Source organism: Candidatus Dormiibacter sp. (assembly GCF_050999135.1).
In the GTDB taxonomy this organism is placed as follows: Bacteria; Chloroflexota; Dormibacteria; order Dormibacterales; family Dormibacteraceae; genus Dormiibacter; species Dormiibacter spiritus.
Genome location: NZ_JBPCPN010000006.1, coordinates 1 through 20,507, shown reverse-complemented (window position 1 = coordinate 20,507; position 20,507 = coordinate 1). Strand labels below are relative to the sequence as shown.

The window sequence follows — 20,507 nt, the reverse complement described above, 5'->3', positions numbered from 1 at the left end:
GCAGGCAGTCGGTGATGCAAGTCCGTCTAGGTGGAGGTTGCAGCGGGTGAAGGAAGCGTTCGTAAAGGAGGTGCAGAGCGGCTATTCACTGACGGAGCCGAGCCTCGTCATCGGTTCAGCTCTGCTCGACGGTGAGCCGCTGACCGATCCCCGTATCCAGGTGGCGCTCACAGTTCTGAACCGGCACGGCCTGGTAGCGGGCGCCACTGGTACCGGTAAAACGAAGACCTTGCAGGTGCTGGCGGGTCAGCTGTCCGACGCCGGCGTGCCCGTCTTCGTCGCTGACATCAAGGGTGATCTGACAGGTCTGGCGGCGCCTGGCGACGCCAGCAGTGCCAAGCTGCAGGAACGCTGTCAGCAGATGGCCTGGGAGTTCAAGCCCGCAGGGCATGCTGTCGACTTTCTCTCCCTCACCGGCAAGGTCGGCGCCCAGGTGCGTGCCACAGTCCACAGTTTCGGACCTACTCTCTTCGGCAAGGTTCTGGGCCTCAACGAGACGCAGACATCAATTCTGGCAATGGTCTTCAAGTACTGCGACGACAATCAGCTGCCCCTGCTCGACCTGCCCGACCTGCGTACCACCCTCCAGTACCTGACCTCTGACGCTGGGAAGCCGGAACTGGCCCAGTACGGCGGCATCGCCGCGGCTTCCGTGGGCGTGCTGCTGCGCGCGCTGGCGACCTTTGAGCAGGAGGGCGCCGGTGCGTTCTTTGGCGAGCCCGAGTTCGACGTTCAGGACCTGATCCGGACTGACACGTCAGGCAAGGGGCTGATCAGCCTGCTCGAGCTTTCCGACGTGCTGGAGAAACCGAAGCTCTTCAGCACCTTCATGCTCTGGATGCTGGCCCAGCTGTGGAATCTGCTCCCCGAGATCGGGGACCCACCGAAGCCCAAGTTGGTCTTCTTCTTTGACGAAGCCCATCTCCTCTTCGACGGCGCCTCCAAGGCGCTCCTCGCAGAGATTGAGCGCACAGTCCGCCTGATCCGCTCCAAGGGTGTGGGCATCTACTTCGTGACCCAGGTTCCCGGCGACGTGCCGAGCTCGGTGCTCGCTCAGCTGGGCAACCGGGTCCAGCACGCGCTTCGCGCATTCACACCTCAGGACGCTGACGCACTCCGCAAGGCCGCGCGCACCTTCCCCAAGAGCGACTTCTACGACACGGAGAAGCTGCTGACCTCGCTTGGCACCGGCGAGGCGGCTGTCACTGTGCTCTCTCCCAAAGGCGTGCCGACGCCGCTCGCCGCTACCCGGCTGATCCCGCCCGACTCGCTGATGGACGCGCTGGACGCTGTGACAGTGCAGCGCTTGATCTCGGTAAGTCCCCTCACCGCCAAGTACGCGACACCTATCGATCCGGAGAGCGCCCACGAGATCATCACCGCCCGGATCCAGGCGGCCCAGGAGGAGGCGGCCGCGGCAGCCGCTCAGGCCGAAACCAAGCCGCGCCCGCTGACCGCCGCTGAGCAGGTGCGAATGGAACGGCAGGCGGCCGCGGAAAAGGCCAGGGCAGAGCGGGAGCGAGTGGCGGCGGAGCGTCAGAAGCAGCGGATGCTGGAGACTGGCGTGCGAACCGCGGGCAGGGTGGTCACCTCCCGCGCGGGTCAGGACTTGATCCGGGGCGTTTTCGGAACGCTCTTCGGAGGCAAACGCTGACGTAGCTGCGCGGTCATGGAGGCGGAGGTCAGGCCGGCGGCGCAAGCTCCTTCGGCATGAAAGGCTCCGCCTGCCGGATCGGCTGCTCGGTCGGCTGCTCGGCGGACAGCGGGAGCTCCATTTCAAACGTCGCCCCGCCGCCCTCCGCGGGTAGGTAGCGAAGGGAGCCGCCGTGGGCGTTCACGACCCCAGCGGCAATCGCGAGGCCGAGTCCCGCTCCACCGCGGTCCCTGCTCCGAGCAGGATCAGCCCGGTAGAACGGCTCGAAGGCACGCGCGGCGGCTTCTGGTGTCAAGCCCGGGCCGTGGTCGCGCACCGACAGGATCGCCCGGCCATCCAACTGAGCCAGCGAGACCTCGATAGCGCTTCCGGCAGGTGTGTGGCTTAGCGCGTTGCGAAGCAGGTTGCTCACAGCCTGGCGGAGGCGGGTGTCATCGCCAACTATCCGGACCGGCTCAGGCGCAGAGAGAGAGATCCTGCGCTCAGGGGCCACGGTGCGGGCGTCCTGGCAGGCATCCGCGGCGATCTGGCGGAGGTCGAGCGGCGTCTCTTCCAGCGGCCGGCCCTGATCGAGCCGAGCCATCAGCAGTAGGTCTTCGACCAGCGAGCTCATCCGCCGCGACTCCTCTTCGATGCGCCGGCGGGCGACCGCAGCATCCTCGGGCGACGCCCCAGCCCCGAGGCGGAGCAGCTCGGAATAGCCGCGGATGGAGGTGAGAGGCGTGCGCAGCTCATGCGAAGCGTCGGCGACAAACCGGCGCAGGCGTTGCTCCGACTGGCGGCGCTGCTCCAAGGCGGCCTCGATCTGGCTCAGCATGCCGTTGAGGGCCAGCCCCAACCGGCCAATCTCGGTCTGGGGCGTGGCCGGCTCCACACGCCGGCCGAACTGACCTCCCGCGATGGCCTGCGCGGTCGCGCCCATCCGTTCCAGCGGTCGCAGACCAAGACCTACCACCCACCAGGCGAACACCAGGAGCGCGATGAGAACCGCGGCGCTGATCAAGGCCTCGCTCACCAGCAGCTCGGTAAGCGTCGAGTTCACGTCAGTGAGGGGGATGGCCAATACCAGCTGGTCGCCGGTCGGCAGTGTCTGGAAGAGGGCGCGATAATCGCTGACGCCTCCGCTGCCGGTCAGAAGCCGGATCACCGGCTGGCCGCCGGCCGCGCTGGGGAGCGGATCCGGCAGCCGAGGTTGGGCGGCTGAGTCCGCACCGCCGAAGGAGAAGGTGCCGGCGAAGATCTGCCCGTCGGGGCTCCGCAGTTCAGCGTAAGTGCCGGAGGGGAAGGGCGGCGGAAAGGCGCTGCGGCTGGGCTCGCCGGCGCGGAGGCTGAGCATGTAACGGGCGGCCGGATCGCGGCCCGCGAGCAGCTGATCGTCAACCCGCCGGAGCAGGAATGACTGCAGGGCGAGGTAGGTGGCCAGGCTGCTGACGGCCAGCCCGGCGATCACGAGCAGCACCAAGCCCACCAGCAGCCGACCGCGGAGGGATTTGATCACACGCGAGGTGGCCTCAGGACGTAGCCGACACCGCGGACTGTCTGGATCAACGGCGGTTCCACGCCGTCCACCTTGCGGCGCAGATAGCTGATGTAGGTCTCCAAGACGTTGGCCTGACCGCCGAAGTCGTAGTGCCAGACATGATCCAGCAGCTGGCTTCTGGTCAGCACGCGGCCGGCGTTGATCAGCAGGTAGCGGAGCAGCCGGTACTCGGTGGTCGTGAGCTCGATCACCCGACCAGCCCGGCGCACCTCGTGAGCATCCTCGTCAAGCTCGAGATCGGCCAGCTGTAGAAGGTTCTGCGATCGCTGAGATGGATCCTCGTGGCGCCGAAGAACGGCCCTCACCCGGGCCACCAGTTCTTCGATGCTGAAGGGCTTGGTCACGTAGTCGTCGCCACCGACCGTCAGGCCTCGCACCTTGTCCTCGGTGGCGTCGCGGGCGGTGAGAAAGATCACGGGTACGCGGCGCCGTTCGGCAGAGAGCCGTTTCAGCACTTCGAAACCGTCAAGGTCCGGCAGCATCACGTCAAGGATGACCAGAGCCGGGTTGAACTCCGTAACAGCGGCCAGGGCCGCACGGCCGCCGGCCGCTGTCTCAGTGGCGAACCCCTCGTAGCGAAGTGCCATGGCGATGAGCTCGGTGATATTCGGCTCGTCATCCACGACCAGGACCCGAGTGCGCTCTTCCGTCACCACTTCCATCCTGTGGCCTGAAGCTGTGAGATTGCTGTGAACCGCGTGTGTTCGAATTGGCGGATAAGGGCCGGAGGCTCAAAGCCTCCGGCCCCGTTACGGGAGGGTGGGAGTCGGTTGCAAAAGCACCGGTGAGGGGGAACACCGGCGCTTGAAATCAGCTTGGCTTCCGCGGTTTAGCGCTGCCTTAGTAATTCCTATGAATCGTCTGGGAGGCGCCACAAGGCGGCTATTCTCAGGTGTCCCCAGCGTTATCTCAGCTGGTTCCAGCGTTGTTCGCCAATCAGCTGATCAGCCAGGGCCAACCGCGATGGCGCGGGCGCCGCTCATGGCGAAGGTTGTCGAAGTCCTCTGGGCTGCCTAGGTGGGACGATCGATCCGGACGCCGGGCAGATCGCCAGTCAGGCGGTTCCAGAGCTCGTGGTCCAGGTCCCGCTTGGCGACGTACAGGTGCGGCGCGTCGGCGCTCTCGCCCCCGATGGCCTTGAAGGGGCCGCGTTCGCGGTCGCGCAGGTCCAGATAGACACCGCCCTGCTCGAGGCGAGTCCCTTCATTCAGGACCGCAAGCTGCTCCAGCTGTGAGCTGTCCAGCCAGGGCAGTAGGTCGTGGACTCTCTTCGAGTCGGCGGCGACGAAGCTCTCCTCCACATGCCCAGGCCCCGTCTCCAGCCGTGGATCATGCAGGTCCTGGTCGAAGTCTTCCGTCGGCTGGTCGGGACCGCGAGGGTTGGTGAGCTCCTCCCGGCGCACATCATGCGTTTGCGCGTGCCTACCCGCCGGGCCGCCCACATCGGAATAGGGGTTTCGCGCATCACCCGGAGTCTGGTCGTGCTGTCCGCGCCTCGGCAAGTTGTACTCCTCCTAGAAGATCTGCTGGTAGCCAGACATTACTACCTCGCGGTGCCGCCGGGCGCGCTCGGTGCCTGGCTCACTCCGGGAAGGCCAGCGCCGCTCCCTGGACCAGCGACTGCAGCTTCGCCCAACAGATGTCCGGATGCACCCTGCCGAACCCGGCGAAGGTCCCAAAGCCGCAGTCAGTGCCGGCGATGACTCGTTCGGGACCGGCGATTTCGACAAACCGCCTGACCCGCTGGGCGACGAGCTCAGGGTGCTCGACGTAGTTGGTGCAGGTGTCGATCACCCCGGGGATCAGCACCTTTTCGGATGGCAGCTTGACACCGAGCCAGGCCTCCCACTCGTGCGCGTGGCGAGGATTGGCGGCTTCAAACGCGATCATCGAGGGTTTGGCCTGCAGCACTATCGGCAGGATCTTGCGCAGGTCGATGTCGCTCGTATGAGGTCCCTCGTAGTTGCCCCAACAGACATGCATCCGCACGCGCTCGGCAGGCACGTCGGCCAGGGCGTGGTTAAGGACCTCGACCTGTTCGGCGGCATGCTCAAGGAAGGCCTCCTCGCTCTCGTCCCGATACCGGATGTGACGACCCATGGCCAAATCAGGACAGTCGACCTGGAGAATCAGATCGGAAGCCGCTATCTCGTCGTACTCGACCTTCATCGCCTCGGCCACCCCGTATAGGTATTCACGCTGGGTCGAGTAGTACTCGTTGGGCTGGAAGACAGCTATCACCCCCGGTGAGGCGGCTGTGAGGAAGGCAGCCTTCACAGGTTGAGTCTGAGTGGCCTCGGCGAGGTGGCGGATATCCGCTCGGACCGGCCCGAGATCGCGGACTGCGATGGGGCCCCGACAGATCGGACGCCGGTAGACAGGGGTCTCGCCTCGACTGGCTATCCGATCCCGGTAGTCAGGGAAGGCGTCGAGATCGGCAGGGACCGCTCGGGGGGCGTCCCCCAACTCGAAGCCTGTCAGGCGGTGACGCATGTAGGTGGCGTAGCTGATCTTGCTCATCTCGCCATCACTGACCATGTCGATGCCGACGGCGACCTGGCGGGCGACCACCTCGGCAACCGATTCGCGCATGATCGCGTCAGCCGCGGCGGCGTCGGTCACCTCTCCATCGTCCTGTTTTCGGACCACATCGACAACAGCGTCCGGGCGGGGGAGGCTGCCCACAAGAGTCGTGAGTACCCGCTTGCCGTCAGCCCCCGTCACCAGCCGGCTCCAGCGAATTGCGCGGCTCTTGGCGGCAAAGACGGCTGTGGCAGAGCCGACAGCCAGCCGAGAAGCCGCTCGGCGACCGCCTCCGGCTGCTCCAGGGGTGCCAGGTGCCCGCAGGCAGCCAGCTTCTCCAGGCGGCATCCGGCTATGCCTGAAGCGAGTTCTTCTTGGACCGCCATCGGGCAGATCTCGTCGTCCTGACCGGCAATAACGATCGCTGGGCAGGCGATCCCCGCCAGCCAGGGGCGGCTGTCTGGTCGGGTCCTCTGCGCCATCAGCTGGCGCCGGAACGCTTCGACACCCACCGACCGCGCCATGCCCTCGACGCGATCGCGCAGCGCTTTGTCCGAGCGTCTGGCCAGCGGCAGCACCACATCGGGTTGCGCGGCGGCGATGTGGCTGAACCGGCCCTTCTCGGCCTCATCCTGCAGCGGCTCCCATTGCAGTAACTGCTGCTCGTCAGGGGGTCGCGCACTGGAGTTGATCAGGGCAATCCCGATCACTCTTTCAGGCGCGCGCCTGATCACTTCCAGGCAGACGATTCCACCCAGCGAGTGGCCGACCAGGGCAAAGCGCTGCGGTGCGCTTGCCAGCACAGTCTCCGCCATACCGGCTACCGACTCATCGAGATCGATCCGGGCCCCCTGGAGACTGACGCACTCGCCGAGCCTGGCTGACACCTCGCTCCACAGATCGGCATCACAGAGCATGCCAGGCACCAGCACCAAGTGCAGTCGCTCGGCGGCGACTTGGGAGGGAGCAGAGGGACCTGGCTGGGGCGGCGGCCCCGCGGTCAGGCTGGCCCGATCTTCGCGGACGGCGCTGGCAAAGGCGCCCAATGTCAGCTGGCTTGCCACGAAAACTACACCTGCTGCACCCCAACCCCGCCACCTGCGAGCGTCGTCCGAACCTCCAGCCACAACCAGCACTGGCGTCCGCGCCGCGCTGGCCGCGGCGCGGATGGTCTCCACGGCTGCAGTCACCGACGGGTGCTCGGGATCGCCGGGGTGCCCGAGTGAGATCGAGAGGTCATTCAGCCCTATGAGCACTCCGCTCACTCCCGATGTGGTTAAGATGCCCGCGGCCGCATCGACAGCTTCGGCGTCCTCGATCTGCACGAAGACCACCGTCTCAGCCGCCGCCCGCTCCAGATGGCGCGCCAGCGGGATGTCGCCGTAGCCGCCAGCCCGAGTCGACAGAGCTAGGCCGCGCCTGCCAAGTGGCGGATAGTGTGCGGCCGCCACGGCTGCGCGAGCGGTAGTGGGGTCGGTCACGTGCGGGATCACCACCCCGCTGGCGCCGCCATCCAAAGCGGACAGGATGGGGCCAGGATCGAGGCTCGGCACCCGCACGAGTGCGGGCATTCCCTCCGCATCGGCGGCGCGGAGGTGATGCTCGAGCTCGAGTCCCCCGCCGGGCCCATGCTCTGTATCGAGGAGAACAAAATCGAAGCCGGCCCGACTGGCCATCTCCACCTGAGCCGGCGCAGGCATCTTGACGAAGAGACCGCTGACGGGCTCCCCGTCGCCCAAGCGGCTGGCCAGAGAAGGGCCTTTCAAGCCATTCTCCTGGTTCCGCCCGGCCCTGCGCTCAGCATCGAGTTTGGTCCGAGACTGTCAGCGGAAGTTGGGTGCTGACGCTCTGCTCTGCGCTTAGTGCTGAATAGAGCTCCGGTCGGCGGTCGCCCAGCACATCGTTGAGTTCGCTCCAGCCCTTCCGCCGGGCCAGGACAAGGTCGACATCAGCTGTCGCCGGCCCTGCCTCGGGCGTCGTCGCGATAACCCAACCGGACTGGTCGATGATCGCCGTGCCAGCCGTCCACTCCTGTCCCCGTTCGACCCCCACCCTGTCGCAGCAGGCGATAAAGACGCGGCTGGTGCGAGCGGCAGCCATTGCGATGATCACCTCTGGCGGTCGTTCATCAGCCGGTCGCGCCACCAGCGGCCAGTTGGTCGGGACGGCGATCAGGTCGGCGCCGCGTAAGGCAAGCGTCCGAGTCATCTCCGGAAACTCGAGGTCGTAGCAGACGAGGACGCCTATCCGGCCGACCTGGGTGTCGAGCACCGGTGGCGCCTCGGCACCGGGTTGAAAGATGAGCTTCTCTCGCTCCCACAGATGGGTCTTCCTGTAAACGGCGCGGACGCCTGAGCCATCTACTATCGCGGCGCTGTTGTAGAGCAGGCCGTCCTGCCCCAGCTCGCAGAATCCCCCCACCACGACTGACGGGCCCCGGGCTGCCTCCAACGCCCACTCGACGAAGAGCCGATGGCTGGCTGGGATGGCAACCGACACGGCCTCCTCTCGCGATTCGAAGACATATCCGGACGTGACGAGCTCGGGTAGCACCACCACGTCGGCCTTCCCCTGGACGGCCGCGCGGATCGCCTCGATTGATAGACGGCAGTTGCCGGCAAGGTCGGCGATTTGAGGTGCGAGCTGCTGGCAGATTATCCGGGCCATGGTCCTAGCAAACCAGCTCCGCGCGTCTTCTGCCAGCACCCGGCTGGTCGTCAGGGACGGGGTCCTGCAATTTCATTGCGGAGATCCCTGCCGCTGCGACAGGTGCGCAAGCCGTCGGGTAGCTGACGCCTCATGGGCGGGCATCAGGTCCGCGCGGGCGATTTCGGCCGCCACGGGCGCGATGGCCGCCACTCCGACTTCTGAGACGATCCGCTGATAAGTCAGCGTCTTCAGATACTTCGCCACCGACAAGCCACCTGTGTAGCGCGCGGCCCCGGCGGTGGGCAGCGTGTGGTTGGTCCCGATCGCCTTGTCGGAAAAGGCCACAGTGGCCTGTGATCCCAGGAAAACCGAGCCGTAGCTGCGGAGGCGGTCAAAATACCAATCGTCGCGGTCGGTCTGGATTTCAAGGTGCTCGGGCGCCAGACCGTCAACCACTCGAACCGCGTCTTCGGCGGAACTGATAAGGATGGCTGCGCCATGGTCGGTCCAAGCACGCCTGGGAATCTCATCCGCTCCCAAGGCAGCGAGCTCGTCAAGTTGCCTGTCTATCTCCTTGACGACCCTGTTCGCCAGCGTCTCATCAGTAGTGACCAGGATGGCCGGCGAGGTCGGACCGTGTTCCGCCTGAGCCAGGAGGTCAGCCGCAACCAGCTCGGGGTCAGCGGTTGCGTCCGCGAGCACCGTGATCTCGGACGGTCCGGCCAGAAGGTCTATGCCCACTCGCCCGAACAGCTGGCGCTTGGCCTCGGCCACAAAAGCGTTGCCAGGCCCCACCAGCATGTCGACCGGACCCAGGTCCTCGATTCCGAACGCCATCGCAGCGAGTGCTTGAACCCCCCCAAGCGAAAATATCGCGTCAGCGCCTGAGGTGGCGATGGAATGCAGAACCGGTGGGTGGATACCCCGACCCGCCCGGGGCGGTGAGCACGCTACCACGCGCTCCACACCGGCGACCTTTGCGACCAGGATGGTCATGAAGGGACTGGCGAGCATGGGTAGGCGTCCGGCCGGGACGTAGGCGCCGACCCGCTCCACAGGCACTTGGCGCTGACCGAGCTGAACGCCGGGCAGCGTTTCCACCTCGAAGTCCACCAGAGATCGTCTCTGGTGCTCGGCGAACTGGCGAACCTGAAGTTGGGCGAATGCGATCGCCTCCTGCAGCGCCTCCGGTAGGGACTCGGTAGCGGCATCTACCTCTGCCTGGCTGACCGCGAAGTCTTTTGGCGCCCAGTCATCGAGCTCGCGCGAATAGGCGCGAACCGCGTCCATGCCCTCGCGCTCGATGCGCAGCAGCATCTCGCTGACTCTGGCTGACACGGCCGGGTCGCGGCCGGGTGCCGGCGAGGCGAGCGGCGCCTTGATCAACCGCAGCTCGACGTCTCTGGGCAAGCCCGCCGGCAGGCTCATTCCGATCGGAGCTCAGGCGCCACGAGGGGTGCTGAAGTGCGCTGAACGCTGTGGGTCACGACTCGCGATCCGGCGTCAACGTGAGAGGCTCGTCGCGCAGAATCTGCGCGAGAACATCGAACTCGTTGAAGAGCATCCAGTCCTCAACTATGCGGCCGCCCACGAAGTACAGCTGGGAGATGCCCCAAAGGTGGACGCGCCTGCCGGTGGGCGCGCCGTAGAGTCCATAACCCCGGTGCGTGCCGAGTGCGGTCCAGCGCACGGAGACGCTGAAACCATCCTCGTCGTTGCCCATCCAGTACACGTCGTCGACGTGGAGACCGAGGTCCGGAAAGGTCGCGAGCAGGGCCCGAGCCATCGCCCGGACGTCGGCACGGCCGTAACCCTCGCGATTGGAGCTGCCGTGCCAGCGCACGTTTGAGGCGTAGATTCTGTCAATCGCGCTCAGGTTTCGCCGGTTATAGGTTTCGTGGAACAGCGCTCGCACGACGTGCTCGACATCGAAGCCGGAGCGCATGGTGGAGGGGGGATATGGCTCAGGCTTGCGACCACCGCGCAGCCGTTCAACCTCGGTCAGCTCACGCTCTCCGAGTGGCGGGCTGAGCCCCTCGTTGCCGAAGGAGCGGGCTGCGGCTCGCACGTCGATCCCGCACTGAGCCAGCCGTGCTGAGGTGTTGTGGAGAACCCACTCCTCGTAGATCTCGTTCTCCACCGACAAGCAGTTGGCGATCACCCACAGGTTGATCTTGCGGCGGGTCGGTGGCCCCCAACGCCACGAGCCGAGATGGTAACCAACATTGACCGCGCGGTGTGACGTGGCGAACCCCTCGTCCTCGTTGCCCGCCCAGATGACGTCGTCGGCGTAATGCCTGGTGTCCGGAAAGGCGTGGAGGGCCTGCACAGTCCCCTCCACCACGTTCTCGACCCCGTAATTCGGGCCATGGTCGTCGTAAACCCGGCAGCCGGCGCGGTAGGTGTCGTAGATGTAGCCGACGTCCTGGTCCTCCCAGATCCGATCGGTGATGCGGATGATGTAGTCGACGATGTCGACGTAGGTGTCCTCGAAGCCCCGCATGGGCTGCATCCGCTGACCCTGATCGGGTGCTCTGAGGTCCTGGCAGCGCTTCGCTTTCACTGAGATTGCAAAGTCAGCCGGCATGGCTCGCCTGGCCGGCACGGAGGGGAAGGCGCCCTGTGGCGCCTCCCCCTTCAGTGTTTTGAAGTTCGGCTGCCCAGCCCTCTCGGTCACTAGCTGTAGCGCCCTAGCAGTTGAGCTTGTAGATGTACTGCTGGACTTGCGGCGTATCGACGTTTTGAGGAGTGGCGATCACGAAGGGCTGGTTCTGCTGGCGAGGCACTGACTTGCCGTTGATCGCGTCAACCGCCGACTGCACTCCGAGCTTGCCCTCGCCGAACGGGTACTGGACCACGTCGGCGGCCAGGGTCTTCTGGTGCAACGCCTCCACGATCGGATCGGAGGTGTCGTAGCCGACTATGTTGACCTGGCCGACCTTATTCGACTCGCGAACGCCGGTGATGGCGCCCTCAGTGTTGTTGGTCGCCGTCGTGTACACACCCTTCAAGTCTGGGTGCGCGACAGCCGAGCTGGACACGATCAGCGCAGCTTGGGACGTCTGGTTCTTGGAGTACTGAACTCCTAGGTCGTGGACACCCGGGTACTTCGATTTGAGCTCGTCCTCGAAGCCCTTAAGTCGCTGTTCGCCGATCGGGTTGCCGGCAGCGTTGCTCAACAGCACAACGGACCCCTGGTTGCCCATGAGCTGACCAAGCTTATCGGCGGCCAGCGCACCGCCCTTGACGTTGTCTGACTGGATGTTGGTGACGGCTATGCTCGTGTCGGCCAGGTCGCCGTCAATCGCGATGACCTTGATGCCCGCCGCCTTGGCTCGCGCCAGCGGAGCGATCATGCCCTTCGAGTCTGTGATGGAGATCATGATGGCGTCAGGTTTCGAAGTGATCAGCGCGTTGACGATCGAGGTCTGCGCGCCCAGGTCGAATTGAGGCGCGCCCTGGACAGAGAACTCCACATTGAGCTTGGCCGCCACCGACTTGGCTCCGCAGGCCACAGTCGAGTAGAACGGATTGCCGGTCAGACCCGGCACATAGACGACCTTCTTCTTGGGGCCGGCGCTCGCGGAAGTCGAGGAACTGGATGTTCCCCCGCACCCGACGAGGACCAGGGTGGTCACAAGTGCGACCACCGCCGCTGCCGTTCGAAATTGCCTCACGTAATTCTTGTCTCCCTTTTGTGTCTCAGGCTCGCTCCCGGGCCCGGCGCTTGATCTGATCGACGTACACCGCCGCGATGAGAATGAATCCGGTGGCAACCTCCTGCCAGAACGGCTCGACGTTGACGATGATGAATCCGTTCGAGAGAGCCGTCGGAATGAGGATTCCGATGACTGTGCCTCCGACCGTCCCGAAGCCGCCGAAGAGGCTCGTTCCACCGAGGACCACGCCAGTGATCACTGCCAGCACATCAGTGCTGTGACCGGCGATGGTCGTGGTGGCGAAACGCGCCAAGGACAGCCATCCCGCCAAGCCCGCGAGGAGGCCGCTCAGCCCATATAGCTTCAGCAGGTGATTGTCGACATTGATTCCAGCCCGCCTCCCGGCCTCGGCGTTGGAACCGATGATGTAAGTGTGACGACCGAATCGAGTTCGGGCCAGGACCAGGCCTCCGACGATGGCCACAGCTATCGCAACCCAGACGATCCAGCTGAGGCCAAGAGGGCCGCCCACGCCGAACTCGATGAGTGTCAGCGGCACGGTCCGAACATCGTTGCCATGGGTTACCAGATTGGCGGCGCCGAGGGCGGCGCCCAAAGTGCCCAGTGTTGTGATCAGGGCGGGAACGCGAAGCTTGGTGATGCACAGGCCGTTGAATAAGCCCCAGGCGAGGCCCGCCGCCAGCGCCACTACGAGGCCGGCCAAAACAGTCCCCCAATTGTCTGCGCCCATGGCGCCCATGACCTTGGCCGAGCAGACGCCGGCGAAAACGAGCACTGAGCCGACCGACAGATCGATCCCGGCGGCGATCATCACATAGGTCATGCCCACCGCCATGACCAGCAGGGCGGCTGCATCCATGACCACGTTTTGCGCGTTGGCCAGGCTGGGGAAGGCGTCTGGTCGGATGGCGGAGAAAACGATCACCAGGAAGAGCAGGACCGCGCTCATCAATACGGGCGAGGTCGTCAGCAGGCGCCGAAGAGGCCGCCTGCGTATTGGCGGAGGTGCCGAGACTGCCGCTTGCTCCGCGGGGGCCGAATCGGTTCTGTCGCTCTGGGACAGGGTCATGCCGCCGACCTGTCGAGCGCGCCCGTCATAGCGCCGACCAGCTGCTCGATGTTGGTCCCGGCAGCGTTGAACTGCGCCACCCGGCGACCGAGGCGCAACACCTCAATCCGATTGGCCACCTCCAGTACCTGCTGCATGTTGTGACTGATCAGCACGACCGCCACGCCCCGGTCCGCCACCCGGCGCACGAGATCGAGCACATTGCGTGTCTGGACAACTCCGAGCGCGGCGGTCGGCTCATCCAGGAAGAGCACCTCGCTGGCCCACATGATCGAGCGGCAGATGGCGACACTCTGCCGCTGGCCGCCCGACATGGTGGCGACCGGCTCGTCGAGAAGCGTCATCAGATTGGTGCCCATGGACATGAACGCATCGGCCGCCTGCCGTCGCATCTTGGCGCTGTCGAGGACGCCAAACCACCCGAGCAGCCCTGGCTTGATCAGCTCTCTGCCGACGAACGCGTTTTCGGCCGGGCCCAAGTCGGGGGCCAAGGACAGGTCTTGGAATACAGTCTCGATGCCGAACGCTCGAGCGCCAAGTGGAGAACCCAGGGTCACCGGATTCCCCTTGATCTGAATGGTGCCCTCATCCGGCGCGACAACGCCTGAGAGCACCTTGACCAGAGTGCTTTTTCCGGCTCCGTTGTCTCCGATCAGTGCCACAACCTCTCCAGCGTTGGCGGAGAAGTCAGCGCCCTGGAGGGCGGTGACGTGACCGTATCGCTTCACGATCCCAGACGCCTCAAGCAAGGTGCTCAACTGGCTGACTCCGGTGTGAACAGGTTTGCGGCTATCAGTCGTCTGCCTGACCTTCGACTCGACTCTCCGTTCCAGCGCTTGGTGATTCGCTCGGCTTTGAGCACAGCGGTCATGGGCCCACCTCCAGTTCTTGTCATGGGCGATCAGCGTGGTCGGTCGTGAGCCTGTACCTCATGGGCAACATCAGCGTTCTCCAGCGGTCTGCCGAATCTTCGCTGCCACCTCGCGCTCGAGCTCCCCGAAATTGGCCGGCTTCACCATGCGCCCGTGTTCGTCGGCTCGCAAGCCCCGTTCAGCAGCCAGAGTCTCGAGCCAGGCCGGCCAGATGGGATCCCGGCCAGCGAAGGCCTCATGCGGGTCCAGGACCGCGAAACCCCAGGAGTTGGTCTGCGCAATGTTCTCGAAGCGGCGCCAGAGGCCGGCGGGGAACGAGATAGTGTCCCAGGGTTCGAGCACTGCCTCGCCGGCGATGTCGTCGGGGTCGTCCGGATTGGTCCCGTAGCAGAAGCGCCAGCGCCCGGTGAGAGGCACGAACAGCTCAACGTAGGTGTGCGTATGCCAGCCCGGACCGTTGCCGGGGGGTGCTTCGAACATCCCGATCTGGAACCGGTGCGGGATGGTCAACATGGGCTTGAAGTCAGGGTTCTCGGATGCGGTGTCGCCGATCACCGAGTAGTTCATCCGGTAGTGACCCGGCAGGACGCTGTCGATGAACATGATCGAGGTGCCGTTCCGCTGCAGATCGTTGAAGCGCGCGATGCGTCCCTCCATCGGGTCGGCGTTGACCGTCCTAACCGTCATGAACGGTCTTTCCCGCCCTCGGGAGCCCCTGAAGTGATTCCGGCCTCGCACTCTGTGCATACGTAGTCATCAACGTGTCACTGAGCCTAGCATCAGCCAGCTTGGTCTGTCAACCTGCGCGGCTGCTCTGCGCAGAGAGGAAAGGGACCTTGTAGGATGGCGCCCGGTCTGTCAGACTGGGCCTACGTAGTCACTACCTGTTGAAGGAGGATGCGCATGAGCTCAGTCCTGAAATCGCCCGCTCTGCCGGCCGCCCCGCTCGGCGGCGACCCCGACGTGCGCAGCACCGTGGAATCGATCATCACGGAGGTCCGAACTCGGGGGGACGCGGCAGTCCGCGAGTACTCGGCGCGTTTTGATCGCTGGGAGCCTGAGAGTTTTCGGCTCTCGCCAGCTCAGGTGGAGCAGCTGGTCGGCTCGGTTCCGCCCCAGGTGATCGAGGACATCAGGTTCTGCCAGGATCAGGTCCGGCGGTTCGCCCAGGCTCAGCGCGCGACCCTGACCGACCTGGAGGTGGAGACCCTGCCCGGAGTTACGCTGGGGCATCGTCACCTGCCGGTGGCCAGTTCGGCCTCTTACGTTCCAGGTGGGCGCTATCCGATGGTGGCCTCGGCGCACATGAGCGTGATCACCGCCAAGGTGGCCGGCGTGGAGCGGGTGGTTGCCTGCACGCCGCCCCTGGGGGGCGCGGCACCAGCGGCTACGGTGGCGGCTATGCACCTGGCCGGTGCTGACGAGATACTTATCCTCGGCGGAGTCCAGGCGATAGCTGCGCTCGCTCTGGGCACCGAGAGCATTGATCCCGTGGACTTTTTGGTCGGTCCCGGCAACGCCTACGTGGCGGAGGCCAAGCGTCAGCTCTTCGGCGTAGTGGGCATCGACCTGCTGGCCGGTCCGACGGAGATCCTCGTCATTGCTGACGAGACAGCGGAACCTGAGATGGTGGCCGCGGATCTGCTTGGTCAGGCGGAGCACGGGCCCACCTCGCCGGCGGTCCTGTTGACAACCTCGGAAAAGCTGGCAGAGGCTGTGACTGGCGAGGTTGAACGCCAGCTGAGCGACCTGCCGACTGCTGACGTCGCGTCGGTGGCGTGGCGGGACAGGGGCGAGATTCGGGTCGTGGCCAGTCACGAAGAGGCTGCGCGCGAGGCGGATCAGCTGGCCTTCGAGCACGTCGAGGTTCATACGAAGGATCCTCGGTGGTATCTGCAGCAGCTTCGCAACTACGGGTCCCTCTTCCTCGGCCCGGAGACCACAGTCGCCTATGGCGACAAGACGATCGGGACCAACCACATCCTGCCCACGGCGGGGGCAGCCAGATACACGGGCGGTCTCTGGGTAGGCAAGTTCCTCAAGACCGTGACCTATCAGGAGTGCAGCCCGGCGGCCAGCAGGATGATCGGCGAGGTCTGCGCACGCCAGTGCCGGATTGAGAACTTCGAGGCGCATGCTCGCACCTGTGACCTCCGCGTCAACCGCTAACGCCAAGCCCTCGGGACCCGCAGTAACGGATCCCACAGCGATGCCGCCGAAGCCCGTAAACGCTGTCCGATCTCTCAGCGCAGCGGCGCTGGCGAGCGTGACGGGCCACGACGTGGCGCGAGCAGCTGGCGTCTCACAATCCACTGTCTCCCGGGCCTTCCGCAATGATGCTCGCCTCTCCCAGACGAAGCGAGCGCACGTGCTGGAGGTGGCCAAGGCGCTGGGCTACACCCCCAGCCACCTCGGGCGCAGCCTGGTCACCCGGCTGACGCGGACAGTCGGTATGGCGGTCACCGACCTGGAGAACCCTTTCTATCCGCATGTGGTGGCCCCCTTACACGACGCTTTGGCCGGCCTCGGCTATCGGATGGTGCTCTTCATGGAGCGTCTGGAGGGTGGAGAGAACGACCAGCTGGCGCTCGACCGACTTCTCGACCGCTCCACTGACGGCATAGTTCTGACCACGACCCTGCTCGGTTCGGCCATCCCCCGGGAGCTGGCCAGGCGCGGGTTACCGTTCGTGTTCCTCGTTCGCGTCAGTGACGATGTCGGCGGCGACTGCGCAGTGGTCGACAACGCGCTGGGTGCTTCCCTGATGGCGGCCGAGATCCTGCGGCATGGCCACCGAAGGGTGGGCGCCATCTTCGGGCCTGCCGAGACCAGCACCGGCCGCGATCGCGAGCGCGGCCTGCGTGCAGGGCTAGGCGTGGCAGACGTTGAACTGCCCGACGAGTTGGTGTGCCGGGGACCCTATGGGGTCGAGACCGGGTCTTCGGGAATGGAGCGGTTGATGAAGCTGCCAATGCCGCCCACAGCTATTTTCTGCGGCAACGACACGATCGCCATCGGGGCCCTGAACGCAGCTCGCCGGCGCGACATTGAGGTGCCAGGCGAGGTCTCGCTGGTGGGCTTCGACGACCTGCCCATGGCCGGTTGGGACGTCTTCCAGCTGACCACAGTTCATCAACCGATGGAGGAGATGGCCAGGACTGCAGCTCAACTATTGGTGGATCGAGTTGAAGGAAGAAGCGAGCCAGGCCAGGTGCGTCGCGCGGTTTTTGAGCCACTAGTGGTAATCCGCAGCACCCTCGGACCCCCGCCCAAGGGCCGACTTTGAGCAGATCCTTCGCAGGTCGGCGCGCGGTCATCACCGGCGCAGGCCGTGGCATCGGTCGAGGCGCGGCAATAGCTCTCGCCAGCGCCGGAGCCGAGGTGACGCTGGTCTCCCGCACCCGCTCCGAGCTGGAGGACGTGGCGGAGACCATCCGCTTGAACGGCGGTCGCGCGTCAGTCGCGCCGGCTAACGTCTGCGACCCAGCGGAGTTGGAGGCCGCTTTCGAAGCAGTGGGCCGCGGCCTGCAGACCTGGTGGTCACAGCCGCTGGGATCAACCGCCCCGCACCTCTGGTGGAGGTCCCCGTCGAGGACATGGCCGCCATCCTCGAGGTCAACGTCCTCGGCACTCTCTTGGCCTGCAGATCCTTTGCCAAGAGAGTCATTCCAGGCGGGCAGCCGGCTGCAGTGGTGACGCTTTCCTCCCAGCTGGGAGCAGTCGGATATCCCGGCCGAGCCCCCTACTGCGCCAGTAAGCACGCTGTCAACGGGTTGACCAAGGCCCTGGCGCTGGAGTGGGCCCCTCACCGGATCCGGGTCAACGCTGTTGCGCCGACATTCGTCAGGACGCCGATGACTGAGCCAGTGCTCCGGGATGAGCAGTTTTTGCAGGCGGTCCTCTCTCGAATCCCGGCCGGCCGCCTGGGTGAAGTCGACGAAGTGGTCGCCGCCATCTGTTTTCTGCTCTCCGACGATGCCAGCCTCGTCACAGGTCACATCCTGGCAGTCGATGGGGGCTGGACCGCTCAATAGACGAGGCTTATCCCGGACAACCGCCCGCCGACAAGAGACTGACTGCCTCGCCGGGCCTCACGCGTTGTCCTCCTGGGTTGGCTGGTTGACCGAGGTGTGGGGCCGGGGGAACGCCTCGTCGCCGGCTGTCACCCTGTCGAGATATAACCGGCCAGCCAGGGCGTGCTCGCGGCGCGCATGGTCGCGGGCGGTTCGGACGGGGTCGACGATGTCTTCAGCGGACATCCCAACTTTCTTGACGCCACCGGCCCGAACCCGCGTCGCAGTGAGATCTCTGCCGAGTTGGGTACGCGCTTTGAGGTCACGGAGACCAACATCAAGCGCTACTGCGTTGGTTCCCCGGCTCAGGCGGCCGTGCAGGCGGCCGAGGAACTGGTCGTGCAGCATAGCGGCCCGTTCGCGACGGATGAGCTCGAGGGCATCGAGATTCGCCTGTCTTCGGACCTGGCCCGCGTGGTCGACAACCGTTCGATGGCTGACATCAACGTGCAGTACCTGGTCGCCGCCACGCTCCTGGACGGCAGTTGCACGTTCGTCCTGGCCCATGATGACGCGCGCTTACGCGACCCGAGCATGCAGCGGCTCATCCGACGTAGTGAGCTCATCCCTGATGACGCCCTGCTGGGAGGCCGCAAGGCCATTCTCACGCTCACCCTCAGCGGGGGCCGGGGACGCGTGTCCCAAAGGGTGGAAAGCGTTCGCGGCACAGTGTCCAACCCGATGACACCGGGCGAGGTTAGCGCCAAGGCCGAGGATTTGATGGCACCGATTCTCGGCGGGTCCCGCGCCGCGCAACTGTGCGGACTCCTGCTCGACCCTTCATCTGTCCGCAACGTGCGCGAGCTAGCGGCATTGCTTGTCGCAGATTGAAGTCTTCGGCCGTCGGTATTCGACCTTTGTCGAGAGATCCGGGAGTGACTCTCGTCCTCCCCGTGAGGACGTCTCAGCGGCGGTCGGCGGTCTCTTCCCCGATTCCGATCAGTTCAGGACCCGCCGGAAGAAGTCGCCAGCGAGCCGCCAGTCCAGATCCAGGACCTCGTCAGTAAGGGCCCCGCAGCAGTCCTCCACCTTGGCGTGTAACTCCTCGACGCTGGGCGGCCGGGCAGGAGCTCCAGTGGGCGCCGTGAGATGGGTGCTCCTGCGGCTGCCGTCCTTGAGAGTCACTTCCGCCACGAACTTCCCGTCGAGGAGACCGCTGGCTCCCGGCTGACCTTCCGCTACAACTCTTTCGGCCACTGTCAACGCGTCGGGGCGCCGCACGGCACCGTCCGTGAAGCTGGCGAACCCGACAGGGTGGTCGAGGACAGCCGCTGCCACAGCGTACTCAAGGCTGAACTTTCCCTCCAGGCCAGTCACGGGCCTGTGGTGGATCAGCGGCTGGAGGGCTGCGGCCGGGGTGACGCAGCGGACACAGGCGATCTGCCCGGCCTCCAGCCCCATCGAAGCCACCGCGGCGATGGGTCGCTGCAGGGCGTAGCAGCACGGGTAGACCTTGATGGCCAGGCCACCGGGAACGGCGGGGAAGTCAGGCACGTCGCCCTGGGGGCTCCCACCGACCAGCCGCATCCATTCCTCCAATGCGCCCGGATCCGCTGTCGCGCCGCCCTCGGCCAGCCTGGCCGCCTGAACGCCTGCGGCCGCGGCAAGGCCAACCTGGAGCGGCTTGGCCATCGTCCCGAAAGCTCGCTGCACGCCCCCGGCGGAGGGGACGGCCAGGGCCATGGCGGTCGCCAGCCCGGGTTCGTCGAGCCCCATGGCGATCCCGGCAGCGATCGCCGCGGCGGGCGCCCCCGCGGTGCAGGTGGCGTGCCAGCCACGCTGGTAGTGATTCCAGCCCAGCAGGGTGCCGAGGCGCGCCATCACGCCTGCTCCGGCGAGGTAGGCCTCAGCGCCACCTCCTGCTGCGAGAGTGGCCGACACGCAGACCGCGCTTATGTGGGCGGTGGAGGGCAGGTGTAGATCATCGTAGTCGAGAGCGTGTGCCGCCGCGGCCCAGTGGGCCGCCTCCGGCAGGCTCCCTGCCAACTGGGTGACGGGCTCGTGCCGGGCGGCCACCGCCACCGATACGGTATCGAGAAGCGCGCGTCGAGCCAGCTCCTGGTCGCCCGCGCCCGGTCTGAACCGAAAAGCCCATCCGGCGAGGGCGCTCGCCAGCCCAGTCGGGGTCCTAATTGCTGAGATGGACATCGATCCGCGGGCATCCTCCGATGGGCTGAAAATGGTCACGTAACGGACAATCGGCCGGAACCGAGGTCCCGGGTGATCGTGTGTTGGGCGCGGCTCATGTGCAGCCTGTTAGTCTACGAGCCAGGCTGGGCCCAACGACACTGGCAATCCCTGGAGGTACGAGCATGAGTACGAGGCAAGTGGCGGCCCGGCAGGAGGTCGCGGGGGATCTCCGCCAGTCAGTCCGCGAGCTCTGCCGCCGCTTTCCGGAGAGCTACTGGTCGGACCTCGACAGCAAAGGGGCCTATCCAGAGGAATTC

Annotated in this window: 18 protein-coding genes and 1 pseudogene; 6 read left to right on the top strand and 13 right to left on the bottom strand. The window is 65.7% G+C overall.

The genetic code is table 11. The annotated features are described in order from the left end of the window. Positions 1-46: 46 nt before the first annotated feature. The gene (locus tag ACR2MZ_RS01655; RefSeq protein WP_434003340.1) at positions 47-1,654 is read left to right on the top strand and encodes a helicase HerA-like domain-containing protein; all 1,608 of its coding nucleotides are present in this window, start codon (positions 47-49) and stop codon (positions 1,652-1,654) included. A gap of 28 nt (positions 1,655-1,682) precedes the next feature. Here the strand turns inward: ACR2MZ_RS01655 and ACR2MZ_RS01650 are convergent, their stop codons facing one another. The 12 genes from ACR2MZ_RS01650 to ACR2MZ_RS01595 form a co-directional block, all read right to left on the bottom strand. After that, entirely contained in the window at positions 1,683-3,152 is a 1,470-nt protein-coding gene (locus tag ACR2MZ_RS01650) for a sensor histidine kinase (protein ID WP_434003339.1), read from the bottom strand. Continuing rightward, positions 3,149-3,847, bottom strand: coding sequence for a response regulator transcription factor (locus tag ACR2MZ_RS01645; RefSeq protein WP_434003338.1), 699 nt, complete (start codon positions 3,845-3,847; stop codon positions 3,149-3,151). The genes ACR2MZ_RS01650 and ACR2MZ_RS01645 overlap by 4 nt, the downstream gene beginning before the upstream one ends. A gap of 360 nt (positions 3,848-4,207) precedes the next feature. Further along, the gene (locus tag ACR2MZ_RS01640) at positions 4,208-4,696 is read right to left on the bottom strand and encodes a hypothetical protein (protein WP_434003337.1); all 489 of its coding nucleotides are present in this window, start codon (positions 4,694-4,696) and stop codon (positions 4,208-4,210) included. 79 nt (positions 4,697-4,775) lie between these two features. After that, positions 4,776-5,918: a cobalamin-independent methionine synthase II family protein gene (locus ACR2MZ_RS01635; protein WP_434003336.1), complete on the bottom strand. Its 1,143-nt coding sequence runs from the start codon at positions 5,916-5,918 to the stop codon at positions 4,776-4,778. Continuing rightward, complete coding sequence (locus ACR2MZ_RS01630) at positions 5,915-7,483, bottom strand: aldolase/citrate lyase family protein (protein WP_434003335.1); 1,569 nt, start codon at positions 7,481-7,483, stop codon at positions 5,915-5,917. Before ACR2MZ_RS01630 ends, ACR2MZ_RS01635 begins: the two co-directional genes overlap by 4 nt. 31 nt (positions 7,484-7,514) lie before the next feature. Then, entirely contained in the window at positions 7,515-8,384 is an 870-nt protein-coding gene (locus ACR2MZ_RS01625; protein ID WP_434003334.1) for a nitrilase-related carbon-nitrogen hydrolase, read from the bottom strand. Between the two features lie 72 nt (positions 8,385-8,456). Then, a complete protein-coding gene (gene hisD, locus ACR2MZ_RS01620; RefSeq protein WP_434003333.1) occupies positions 8,457-9,776 on the bottom strand; it encodes a histidinol dehydrogenase in 1,320 nt (439 codons plus the stop codon). Positions 9,777-9,849: 73 nt separating this feature from the next. Then, a complete protein-coding gene (locus ACR2MZ_RS01615; protein WP_434003332.1) occupies positions 9,850-11,043 on the bottom strand; it encodes a nuclear transport factor 2 family protein in 1,194 nt (397 codons plus the stop codon). A gap of 13 nt (positions 11,044-11,056) precedes the next feature. Further along, on the bottom strand, positions 11,057-12,043 hold the full coding sequence (locus ACR2MZ_RS01610) for an ABC transporter substrate-binding protein (RefSeq protein ID WP_434003331.1): 987 nt from the start codon (positions 12,041-12,043) through the stop codon (positions 11,057-11,059). Positions 12,044-12,068: 25 nt separating this feature from the next. After that, complete coding sequence (locus ACR2MZ_RS01605) at positions 12,069-12,995, bottom strand: ABC transporter permease (RefSeq protein WP_434003330.1); 927 nt, start codon at positions 12,993-12,995, stop codon at positions 12,069-12,071. 116 nt (positions 12,996-13,111) lie between these two features. Further along, the gene (locus ACR2MZ_RS01600; protein WP_434003329.1) at positions 13,112-13,873 is read right to left on the bottom strand and encodes an ATP-binding cassette domain-containing protein; all 762 of its coding nucleotides are present in this window, start codon (positions 13,871-13,873) and stop codon (positions 13,112-13,114) included. A gap of 183 nt (positions 13,874-14,056) precedes the next feature. Next, complete coding sequence (locus tag ACR2MZ_RS01595; protein ID WP_434003328.1) at positions 14,057-14,674, bottom strand: cupin domain-containing protein; 618 nt, start codon at positions 14,672-14,674, stop codon at positions 14,057-14,059. A gap of 216 nt (positions 14,675-14,890) precedes the next feature. On the opposite strand from ACR2MZ_RS01595, the gene hisD (ACR2MZ_RS01590) reads away from it, so the two are divergent. The 5 genes and pseudogenes from hisD (ACR2MZ_RS01590) to ACR2MZ_RS01570 all read left to right on the top strand — a co-directional run bounded on the left by hisD (ACR2MZ_RS01590) (position 14,891) and on the right by ACR2MZ_RS01570 (position 18,891). Then, a complete protein-coding gene (gene hisD / locus ACR2MZ_RS01590; protein ID WP_434003327.1) occupies positions 14,891-16,156 on the top strand; it encodes a histidinol dehydrogenase in 1,266 nt (421 codons plus the stop codon). A gap of 40 nt (positions 16,157-16,196) precedes the next feature. Then, the gene (locus tag ACR2MZ_RS01585; RefSeq protein ID WP_434003326.1) at positions 16,197-17,273 is read left to right on the top strand and encodes a LacI family DNA-binding transcriptional regulator; all 1,077 of its coding nucleotides are present in this window, start codon (positions 16,197-16,199) and stop codon (positions 17,271-17,273) included. After that, positions 17,270-17,500 (top strand): annotated as a pseudogene (locus ACR2MZ_RS01580) (SDR family NAD(P)-dependent oxidoreductase); the annotation flags it as partial. The gene ACR2MZ_RS01585 and the pseudogene ACR2MZ_RS01580, both read left to right, overlap by 4 nt. A gap of 23 nt (positions 17,501-17,523) precedes the next feature. Next, positions 17,524-18,021 carry an SDR family NAD(P)-dependent oxidoreductase gene (locus ACR2MZ_RS01575; protein ID WP_434003325.1) on the top strand — a complete coding sequence of 166 codons (498 nt, stop codon included), beginning with the start codon at positions 17,524-17,526 and terminating at the stop codon, positions 18,019-18,021. Between the two features lie 162 nt (positions 18,022-18,183). Beyond that, on the top strand, positions 18,184-18,891 hold the full coding sequence (locus tag ACR2MZ_RS01570) for a hypothetical protein (protein WP_434003324.1): 708 nt from the start codon (positions 18,184-18,186) through the stop codon (positions 18,889-18,891). A 108-nt stretch (positions 18,892-18,999) separates the two neighbouring features. On the opposite strand, the gene ACR2MZ_RS01565 is transcribed toward ACR2MZ_RS01570, so the two are convergent. Beyond that, positions 19,000-20,208 carry an MmgE/PrpD family protein gene (locus tag ACR2MZ_RS01565; RefSeq protein ID WP_434003323.1) on the bottom strand — a complete coding sequence of 403 codons (1,209 nt, stop codon included), beginning with the start codon at positions 20,206-20,208 and terminating at the stop codon, positions 19,000-19,002. Between the last annotated feature and the right edge of the window lie 299 nt (positions 20,209-20,507).

Excerpts from the sequence above, each read along its gene's own strand:
- ACR2MZ_RS01595 (WP_434003328.1), bottom strand. The coding sequence starts at position 14,674 with ATGACGGTTAGGACGGTCAACGCCGACCCGATGGAGGGACGCATCGCG.
- hisD (WP_434003327.1), top strand. The coding sequence starts at position 14,891 with ATGAGCTCAGTCCTGAAATCGCCCGCTCTGCCGGCCGCCCCGCTCGGC.
- ACR2MZ_RS01585 (WP_434003326.1), top strand. The coding sequence starts at position 16,197 with ATGCCGCCGAAGCCCGTAAACGCTGTCCGATCTCTCAGCGCAGCGGCG.
- ACR2MZ_RS01565 (WP_434003323.1), bottom strand. The coding sequence starts at position 20,208 with ATGTCCATCTCAGCAATTAGGACCCCGACTGGGCTGGCGAGCGCCCTC.
- ACR2MZ_RS01605 (WP_434003330.1), bottom strand. The coding sequence starts at position 12,995 with ATGAGCGCGGTCCTGCTCTTCCTGGTGATCGTTTTCTCCGCCATCCGA.
- ACR2MZ_RS01625 (WP_434003334.1), bottom strand. The coding sequence starts at position 8,384 with ATGGCCCGGATAATCTGCCAGCAGCTCGCACCTCAAATCGCCGACCTT.